This window comes from Streptomyces omiyaensis, from assembly GCF_014650895.1.
In the GTDB taxonomy this organism is placed as follows: Bacteria; Actinomycetota; Actinomycetes; order Streptomycetales; family Streptomycetaceae; genus Streptomyces; species Streptomyces omiyaensis.
The window spans coordinates 199681-208494 of the sequence record NZ_BMVV01000015.1; the positions used below are offsets into that span (position 1 = coordinate 199681).

9 protein-coding genes are annotated in these 8814 nt (G+C 74.0%); 7 read left to right on the forward strand and 2 right to left on the reverse strand.

Features of this window, described 5'->3' with window-relative positions:
* Positions 1-15: 15 nt before the first annotated feature.
* Positions 16-693, forward strand: a complete 678-nt coding sequence (locus IE287_RS24255; protein ID WP_043232119.1) for a response regulator transcription factor — start codon at positions 16-18, stop codon at positions 691-693.
* Positions 694-1049: 356 nt separating this feature from the next.
* Positions 1050-2321 (forward strand): sensor histidine kinase, encoded by a 1272-nt coding sequence (locus tag IE287_RS24260; protein ID WP_189851279.1) that lies wholly within the window; start codon positions 1050-1052, stop codon positions 2319-2321.
* 72 nt (positions 2322-2393) lie between these two features.
* Here IE287_RS24260 and IE287_RS24265 read toward each other — a convergent pair whose 3' ends face one another.
* Positions 2394-2936 carry a GtrA family protein gene (locus IE287_RS24265; protein WP_189851280.1) on the reverse strand — a complete coding sequence of 181 codons (543 nt, stop codon included), beginning with the start codon at positions 2934-2936 and terminating at the stop codon, positions 2394-2396.
* A gap of 184 nt (positions 2937-3120) precedes the next feature.
* Here IE287_RS24265 and IE287_RS24270 point away from each other — a divergent pair, with 184 nt between their 5' ends.
* The 4 genes from IE287_RS24270 to IE287_RS24285 all read left to right on the forward strand — a co-directional run bounded on the left by IE287_RS24270 (position 3121) and on the right by IE287_RS24285 (position 7153).
* Positions 3121-4260 (forward strand): 5-(carboxyamino)imidazole ribonucleotide synthase, encoded by a 1140-nt coding sequence (locus IE287_RS24270; RefSeq protein ID WP_189851281.1) that lies wholly within the window; start codon positions 3121-3123, stop codon positions 4258-4260.
* 19 nt (positions 4261-4279) lie between these two features.
* Positions 4280-4777 (forward strand): 5-(carboxyamino)imidazole ribonucleotide mutase, encoded by a 498-nt coding sequence (purE, locus tag IE287_RS24275; protein ID WP_189851300.1) that lies wholly within the window; start codon positions 4280-4282, stop codon positions 4775-4777.
* Positions 4774-5970: a dipeptidase gene (locus tag IE287_RS24280; protein WP_189851282.1), complete on the forward strand. Its 1197-nt coding sequence runs from the start codon at positions 4774-4776 to the stop codon at positions 5968-5970. Before purE ends, IE287_RS24280 begins: the two co-directional genes overlap by 4 nt.
* Positions 5971-6229: 259 nt before the next feature.
* Complete coding sequence (locus IE287_RS24285; protein WP_189851283.1) at positions 6230-7153, forward strand: membrane dipeptidase; 924 nt, start codon at positions 6230-6232, stop codon at positions 7151-7153.
* A gap of 78 nt (positions 7154-7231) precedes the next feature.
* Here IE287_RS24285 and IE287_RS24290 read toward each other — a convergent pair whose 3' ends face one another.
* Positions 7232-8566, reverse strand: a complete 1335-nt coding sequence (locus IE287_RS24290; RefSeq protein ID WP_189851284.1) for a UDP-glucose dehydrogenase family protein — start codon at positions 8564-8566, stop codon at positions 7232-7234.
* Between the two features lie 126 nt (positions 8567-8692).
* Between IE287_RS24290 and IE287_RS24295 the strand changes: the two genes are divergently transcribed.
* The coding region (locus tag IE287_RS24295) for an acyl-CoA dehydrogenase family protein (RefSeq protein ID WP_189851301.1) at positions 8693-8814 on the forward strand (122 nt) is incomplete at its 3' end.

The window sequence follows — 8814 nt, forward strand, 5'->3', positions numbered from 1 at the left end:
GACTACCATCACCCCATGACCCGTGTACTGCTCGCCGAGGACGACGCATCCATCTCGGAACCGCTGGCCCGCGCCCTGCGGAGAGAGGGGTACGAGGTCGAGGTCCGCGAGGACGGGCCGACCGCCCTCGACACCGGCCTCCAGGGCGGCGTCGACCTGGTCGTGCTCGACCTGGGCCTGCCCGGCATGGACGGCCTGGAGGTCGCCCGGCGACTGCGCGCCGACGGGCACACGGTCCCGATCCTGGTCCTCACCGCCCGCGCCGACGAGGTCGACACCGTCGTCGGGCTCGACGCGGGCGCCGACGACTACGTCACCAAGCCGTTCCGCCTCGCCGAGCTCCTCGCCCGGGTCCGGGCCCTGCTCCGGCGCGGCGCCACCGAGCCCGCCCCCGCCCCCGCCACCCACGGCGTCCGCATCGACGTCGAGTCCCACCGGGCCTGGATGGGCGAGGAGGAGCTCCAGCTCACGGCGAAGGAGTTCGACCTGCTGCGGGTCCTGGTCCGGGACGCGGGCCGGGTCGTCACCCGCGACCAGCTGATGCGCGAGGTCTGGGACACCACCTGGTGGTCCTCCACCAAGACCCTCGACATGCACATCTCCTGGCTCCGCAAGAAGCTCGGCGACGACGCGGCCAACCCCCGCTACATCGCCACCGTCCGCGGCGTCGGCTTCCGCTTCGAGAAGAGCTGACGGCCCGGGGCGCCCCGCCTCCCCGGGGGCGGGCGTCCGCCCGTGACGGCGCCCCGAGCGGCACCCCGCCCGCGCCCGAGGCCGCCGCGCGTCCCCGGGCCCGCACCCCCGTCCCCGCACCCCGGGCCCCGCACGTCCCAGAGCTCAGGGCCCGGGGCCCAGGGCCCAGAGTCCCGGCCCCGGAACCCAGGGGCCCAGAGCCCCGGCCCCGGAACCCAGGGGCCCACGACCCGGGGGCCGCAGCCCCGGCCTCCGGCCCCGCGCGGCCGGGGGCCCGTGCGCCGGGGCCCCCTCCCGAAGCCCGCGCGGCACGGGGGCCCCGCCACCCACCCCCGTACCCCCGCCCGGGAGGGCAAGTGCGTCGCCGCCTCATCACCAGCACCCTCGCCGTCGTCCTCGTCGTGATCGCCGTCTTCGGGGTCTCCCTGGTCCTCGTCGAGACGAGGACCATCACCAGCAGCGCCCAGGAGAGCGTGGACGCCGAGGCGCTGCGGATCGTGTCGATCGTCGACAGCCGGCTGATCGGCGGCGAGCCGGTCAACCCGGACATCCTGGCCGAGCAGAGCGGCGCCAAGCGGTACGCGCTGGTCACCATCCCCGGCCGGCCCTCCATCGAGATCGGCGCCCGCCCCACCGGCAGCGTCATCCGCGGCTACGCCGAGGGCGAGCGCGGGGAGACGGTCGTCGTCGAGGAGTCCCGCTCGGCCGTCACCTCCGAGGTCGGCAGCACGGCCCTGATCATCGTCGCCGTCGCCGGGCTCGCCGTCATCGCGGCCGTCCTCCTCGCCGTACGCCAGGCCAACCGGCTGGCGTCCCCGCTCACCGACCTCGCCGAGACCGCCGAACGGCTCGGCTCCGGCGACCCCCGGCCCCGGCACAAGCGGTACGGGGTCCCCGAGCTCGACCGGGTCGCGGACGTGCTCGACGCCTCCGCCGAGCGGATCGCCCGGATGCTCACCGCCGAGCGCCGCCTCGCCGCCGACGCCTCCCACCAGCTCCGCACCCCGCTGACCGCCCTCTCCATGCGCCTGGAGGAGGTCGCCCTCGCCGACGACCTCGACACGGTCAAGGAGGAGGCGACGATCGCGCTCACCCAGGTCGAGCGGCTCACCGACGTCGTCGAGCGGCTCCTCACCAACTCCCGCGACCCCCGCTCGGGCTCCGCCGTCGCCTTCGACGTCGACGAGGTCGTCAAGCAGCAGATCGAGGAGTGGCGCCCCGCCTACCGCAGCGCCGGCCGGGCCGTCGTCCACTCCGGCAAGCAGGGCATGCGCGCCATCGGCACCCCGGGTGCGGTCGCCCAGGTCCTCGCCGCGCTCATCGAGAACTCCCTCATGCACGGCGGCGGCACCGTCGCCCTGCGCACCCGCGTCACCGGCAACCAGTCGGTGATCGAGGTCACCGACGAGGGCCCCGGCGTCCCCGCCGACCTCGGCGCGCGGATCTTCGAGCGGGCGGTCAGCGGCCGCAGCTCCACCGGCATCGGCCTCGCGGTCGCCCGGGACCTCGCCGAGGCCGACGGGGGCCGCCTGGAGCTGCTCCAGCAGCAGCCGCCCGTCTTCGCCCTCTTCCTCAGCCGCGAGGCCCGCAGCCCCTCCGACGAGCCCCGGGACCGCCCGGTCCGCTAGGAGCCGTCCCGCCCCCGGCAACGCGAAGGACCCGGACCGAGGACGGTCCGGGTCCTTCGCGGAGCGGGCGGCTCAGACGCGATCGGGCTGCCGGCGGCGGGCCTGCCGCGGCGTCGCGGGCTCGGCCCGCTTGCGCGCGTCCGCCTCCAGGAAGGACTCGGCCGTCTGCACGGCCTCCTTCGCGGGCAGGGCCCGGAACACCCAGGTGCGGTACGACCAGAAGCGGAACAGGGTCGCCACGCCGATGCCGAAGAACTTGAAGAAGTTGCTGGCCAGCGGGGAGTTCCAGCCGAGGCCGTAGGTCGCCGCGTAGAGGATGCCGTTCTCGATGACCAGCCCGACCAGGCTGAACAGCAGGAAGAGGGTCATCTCCTTGGTCCGGCCCGACTTGTCGCGGTCGCGGTACGTGAAGTAGCGGAACCCCACGTAGTTGAAGGCGATGGCGACGACCGTGGCGATCAGACTGGCCCGCACCACCGGAAGCTCCGTGGTGTGCCGGACCAGGTTGAACACGGCCAGGTTGACCAGGACACCGAGGCCGCCGACCACGCCGAACTTGGCGACCTCTCGGCCGAGCAGGGCGAGTCGCATGCGCAGCGCGCCGGGTTCGCTCATGGTGGGGTCGGTCCGTCCGTCGGGTGACGTCCGGGTGACGTCAACCCACTCATGCTAACCAGCCTCCCCTGTCACCCGCCCGGGTAGGCGAGAAACCTGTGGAAAACCGAGCCTTACCCCGTCACGCCTTGTGTCAATCCACAGCCGGAAACGTGTTCATCGATGGTGCGGATACCCTAAGAGGGTGACGTTCCCGGTAGTAGGCATGGTCGGCGGCGGGCAGCTCGCCCGCATGACGCACGAGGCGGGCATCCCCCTCGGCATCAAGTTCAAGCTCCTCAGTGACACCCCGCAGGACTCGGCGGCGCAGGTGGCCGGCGAGGTCGTCATCGGCGACTACCGGGACCTGGACACGCTCCGCGCCTTCGCGCGCGGCTGCGACGTGATCACCTTCGATCACGAGCACGTCCCCACCGAGCACCTGCGCGCCCTGGAGGCCGACGGCATCCCCGTCCGCCCCGGGCCCGATGCGCTCGTGCACGCGCAGGACAAGGGGGTGATGCGGGCGAAGCTCGACGAGATCGGCGCGCCCAGCCCCCGGCACCGCATCGTGGCCGACGCGGCCGACGCGGTCGCCTTCGCCGACGAGGTCGGCGGCTTCCCCATCATCCTCAAGACCGTCCGCGGCGGCTACGACGGCAAGGGCGTCTGGTTCGTCCGCACCGCCGAGGACGCCCGCGACCCCTTCCTCGCCGGCGTGCCCGTGCTCGCCGAGGAGAAGGTCGACTTCGTCCGCGAGCTCGCGGCGAACATCGTCCGCTCCCCGCACGGCCAGGCCGTCGCCTACCCGGTGGTCGAGTCCCGCCAGGTCGACGGCGTCTGCGACACCGTGATCGCGCCCGCCCCCGACCTCGACGAGGAGCTGGGCGGGCAGGCCCAGGAGCTGGCCCTGCGGATCGCCAAGGAGCTCGGTGTCGTCGGCCACCTGGCCGTGGAGCTCTTCCAGACCACCGACGGGCGGATCCTCGTCAACGAGCTGGCGATGCGCCCGCACAACTCCGGCCACTGGACCATGGACGGCGCGATCACCAGCCAGTTCGCCAACCACGTCCGGGCCGTCCTCGACCTGCCGCTCGGCGACCCCCGCCCGCGCGCCCCGTGGACCGTGATGTGCAACGTCCTCGGCGGCGACTACCCCGACATGTACCAGGGCTACCTGCACTGCATGGCCCGGGACCCGCAGCTCAAGATCCACATGTACGGCAAGGACGTGAAGCCCGGGCGTAAGGTCGGCCACGTCAACACCTACGGCGACGACCTGGACGAGACGCTGGAGCGCGCCCGCCACGCCGCCGACTACCTGCGAGGGACGATCGTTGAGTAACCCGCTCATCGGCATCGCCATGGGGTCCGACTCCGACTGGACCGTCATGGAGGCCGCCGCCCAGGCGCTGGACGAGTTCGAGATCCCGTACGAGGTGAACGTCCTCTCCGCGCACCGGATGCCGCGCGAGATGATCGCGTACGGCGAGCAGGCGGCCGGCCGGGGCCTCAGGGCGATCGTGGCCGGCGCCGGCGGCGCCGCCCACCTCCCGGGCATGCTCGCCTCCGTCACCCCGCTCCCCGTCGTCGGCGTCCCGGTGCCGCTGAAGTACCTCGACGGCATGGACTCGCTGCTCTCCATCGTGCAGATGCCGGCCGGCATCCCGGTCGCCACCGTCTCCGTCGCCGGCGCGCGCAACGCGGGCCTGCTCGCCGCCCGGATCATCGCCGCCTCCGACCCCGAGCTCCGGGCCCGCATGGAGGAGTTCCTCCAGGACCTCAACGCCCAGGCCACCGAGAAGGGCAAGCGGCTCCGCGCCAAGGTCGAGGGCACCGAGTCCTTCGGGTTCGCCCGGTGAGCGCGGCCGAGCGGCTCGCCGAGGCCCGTGCCCTGCTCGCGGAGGCGCCCGTCGCCGACGGGCACAACGACCTCCCGTGGGCCCTGCGCGAGCAGTGCGGCTACGACCTCGACAAGCTCGACATCGCGGGCGACCGCTCGGCCACCCTCCACACCGACCTCGCCCGGCTCCGCGCCGGCGGGGTCGGTGCCCAGTTCTGGTCGGTCTACGTGCCGGGCCGGTTCGCCGGCGACCACGCGGTGAGCGCCACCCTGGAGCAGATCGACGCCGTCGACCGGCTGGTCGAGCGGTACGCGGCCGACCTCGCCCCCGCCCGCACCGCCGACGACGTCGTCAAGGCCCGCGCGGAAGGCCGGATCGCCTCCCTCAAGGGCGCCGAGGGCGGCCACTCGATCGACAACTCGCTGGCCACCCTGCGCGCCCTGCACACCCTCGGCGTGCGGTACATGACCCTCACGCACAACGAGAACAACGACTGGGCCGACTCCGCCACCGACGAGCCCCGGCACGGCGGCCTCACCGCCTTCGGCCGGGCCGTCGTCCGCGAGATGAACCGCTGCGGCATGCTCGTCGACCTCTCGCACGTCGCCGACGGCACCATGCGCGACGCCCTCGACGCCTCCGTCGCGCCGGTGATCTTCTCGCACTCCTCCTCCCGCGCGGTCTGCGACCACCCGAGGAACGTCCCGGACGACGTCCTGGAGCGGCTGCCCGGCAACGGCGGCGTGGCGATGGCCACCTTCGTCCCGAAGTTCATCCTCCCCGCGGCCGTCGAGTGGACCCTGCGCGCCGACGCCAACCTCCGCGCCCACGGCCTGCACCACCTCGACACCACCCCGCGGGCGAGGGAGATCCACGCCGCCTTCGCCCAGGAGCACCCGCGGCCGATCGCCACCGCCGCCACCGTCGCCGACCACCTCGACCACATGCGCGAGGTCGCCGGCGTCGACCACATCGGCATCGGCGGCGACTACGACGGCACCGCCTTCACCCCGGCCGGTCTCGACGACGTCGCCGGCTACCCCCACCTGATCGCGGAGCTCCTGCACCGCGGCTGGTCCCGCGCCGACCTGGCCAAGCTGACGTGGTCGAACGCGCTCCGCGTCCTGCGCGACGCGGAGGACACCGCCCGCGACCTGGCCGCCCGCACGGCCCCGTCGCACGCGACGATCGCGCAGCTCGACGGGGCCTGAGCCCCCGGACCGGGAGAGGGGGATCCGGGCCACGGCGGTCCGGGCCGGCGGCCGCGCGGCGGTCCGGGTGTCGATCATCCGGTCGCGGTTCCCCTCCTCCGGGCCGGCCCCGCGGCCCCGGCCCGCACCCCGGGCCCGTCACCCGGACGGCGCAGCCCGGCGGGCCCCCGGCCGGGGCCGCTGGCACGGTGGACCGTACTGCCCCGCCCCTTCGGCGGGGTAGTACTGCATCACCGAGTTCGGAAGTGTGAGTAGTGCCATGGCAGACCTAGACGACCACCCCCCCTTCTCTGCCGCCTCCGGCGCCGTCGGCGCGCTGGAACCCCCGGAGCCACCACCCCAGCCGCTCGACGAGACCGCCCGCGCCCGGGCGATCCTCGCCGCCCAGCCCGTCCTCGAAGGGCACACCGAACTCCCCGTGCTCCTCGACCCCGAGGACCTGCCGCCCGCCCGGGCCCAGGAGGCCGGCGCCCAGTTCTGGTCGCTGCACGTGGACGCGGACGACGGGGCCATCGGCACCCTGCGCCGCATCGACCTCATCCGCGCGCTCGTCGCCGCCTGCCCCGAGGACCTGCGCCTGGCGCACACCGTCTCGGAGATGGTCCACGCGCGCAACTGCGGCCGGGTCGCCGCCCTCCTCGGGCCGGTGGGCTGGACCGCGCTCGGCGGCTCCGCCGCCACCCTGCGGGCCTACCACGCCCTGGGCGTCCGGGCCGTGAACCTCACCCGCTACGACCGCTTCGCCCGCGAGGCGGTCCGGGAGATGAACCGCATCGGCCTCGCGGTGGACCTCACCGGGGCCGATCAGGACACCGTCCGCAAGGTCCTCGCCGTCACCCGGGCCCCCGCCCTGGTCACCCGGGCCGCCCCGGACGCCCTCCCGGACGACGTGCTCCGTCTCCTCGGCGAGAACGGCGCCGTCTGCATGGTCCCCGTCGGGGAGGACCCCGCGGCCACCGCCGACCTCCTCGACCGGGTGCGCGACGGGGCCGGCCCCGGCTCCACGGGCCTCTCCCACCTGGCGGACCCGGCGGCCGGCTACGTACCGCTCTTCGCGGAGCTGCTGCGGCGCGACTGGCCCGCCCGGGACCTGGTCGGCCTGGCCCACGGCAACGCCACCCGGGCCCTGCGCGAGACCGAGTTCCTCGCCCGCACCAACCGGATCAGGCCGGTCGCCGCCTGACCCGTGCGCGCACCGGATGCGCGTACCGGAAGGGGCGCCCCGTCCACGACGGGGCGCCCCTTCCCGTGTTCCGTGCCGTCAGGCGCGCGGGCGGCCCATCGCCCGGTACGTCCAGCCGGCCGCCCGCCACCGCTCGCCGTCCAGGGCGTTGCGCCCGTCGAGGACGACCGGGGAGGAGACGACCGCGGCCAGCTCCGCCGGGTCCAGCTCGCGGAACTCGCGCCACTCGGTCAGGTGCAGGACCACGTCCGCGCCCCGGACGGCCTCCAGGGCCGAGTCCGCGTAGCCGAGGGTCGGGAAGACCCGGCGGGCGTTCTCCATGCCCTTGGGGTCGTAGACGGTGACCTGGCCGCCCTGGAGGTGTATCTGGCCGGCCACGTTGAGCGCGGGGGAGTCGCGGACGTCGTCCGAGTCGGGCTTGAAGGTGGCGCCGAGGACGGCGACCCGGCGGCCCAGGAAGGAGTTCCCGCCGAGCGTCTCGCGGGCCATCTCGACCATCTGGCCGCGCCGCCGCATGTTGATGGAGTCGATCTCGCGGAGGAAGGTCAGCGCCTGGTCGGCGCCGAGCTCGCCCGCGCGGGCCATGAAGGCCCGGATGTCCTTGGGCAGGCAGCCGCCGCCGAAGCCGATGCCGGCCCGCAGGAACTTGCCGCCGATCCGGTCGTCGTGGCCGATCGCCTCGGCCAGCTTGGCGACGTCGCCGCCGGCCGCCTCGCAGACCTCGGCCATCGCGTTGATGAAGGAGATCTTGGTGGCGAGGAAGGAGTTCGCGGCCGTCTTCACCAGCTCCGCGGTGGGGAAGTCGGTGACGACGAAGGGCGAGCCCTCGCCGACGGGCCCCGCGTACACCTCGCGGAGCGTCTTCTCGGCCCGCCCGCCGTCGTCGCCGGGGACGCCGACGACGATCCGGTCCGGGTGCAGGGTGTCCTGGACGGCGAAGCCCTCGCGCAGGAACTCGGGGTTCCAGGCCAGCGCCACGCCCTCCGGCAGCACCCCCGCCAGCCGCTCGGCCGAGCCGACCGGCACGGTCGACTTGCCGACGACCAGCGAGCCCTCGCGGGCGACCGGGGCGAGCGCGGCGAAGGCGGCGTCGACGTAGCTCATGTCGCAGCCGTACTCGCCGTGCTTCTGCGGGGTGTTCACGCAGACGAAGTGGACGTCGCCGAAGGCGCCGACCTCCTCCCAGGAGGTGGTGAAGCGCAGCCGGCCGCTGGAGCCCTCGATCCCGGCGACGTGCCGCGCGAGCAGCTCCTCCAGGCCGGGCTCGTACATCGGGACGCGTCCGGAGGCGAGCAGCTCGATCTTCTCCGGCACCACGTCGAGGCCGAGGACCTCGAAGCCCATCTCCGCCATGGCCGCGGCGTGGGTGGCGCCGAGGTATCCGGTGCCGATCACGGTGATCTTCAGGGCCATGCGGGACTCCAGGGACGTCGGGCGGAACTGCCTGCCCGAGCATAGTCGGGCCCTGACAGAGCCCCCCGTCACGCCCTACCCTTCGAGTTACTTAACGGTAGTTAGCAAGCGTGGGAGTGGATGATCGTGGCGGGATCTGCTGATTTCGACCTGTACCGGACCTCCGAGGAGCACGAGATGCTCCGGGAGTCGGTGCGTGCGCTGGCGGAGGCGAAGATCGCCCCGTTCGCGGCGGCGGTGGACGAGGA

Excerpts from the sequence above, each read along its gene's own strand:
- IE287_RS24290 (WP_189851284.1), bottom strand. The coding sequence starts at position 8,566 with ATGGCCCTGAAGATCACCGTGATCGGCACCGGATACCTCGGCGCCACC.
- IE287_RS24255 (WP_043232119.1), top strand. The coding sequence starts at position 16 with ATGACCCGTGTACTGCTCGCCGAGGACGACGCATCCATCTCGGAACCG.
- IE287_RS24265 (WP_189851280.1), bottom strand. The coding sequence starts at position 2,936 with ATGAGCGAACCCGGCGCGCTGCGCATGCGACTCGCCCTGCTCGGCCGA.
- purE (WP_189851300.1), top strand. The coding sequence starts at position 4,280 with ATGGGGTCCGACTCCGACTGGACCGTCATGGAGGCCGCCGCCCAGGCG.
- IE287_RS24285 (WP_189851283.1), top strand. The coding sequence starts at position 6,230 with ATGGCAGACCTAGACGACCACCCCCCCTTCTCTGCCGCCTCCGGCGCC.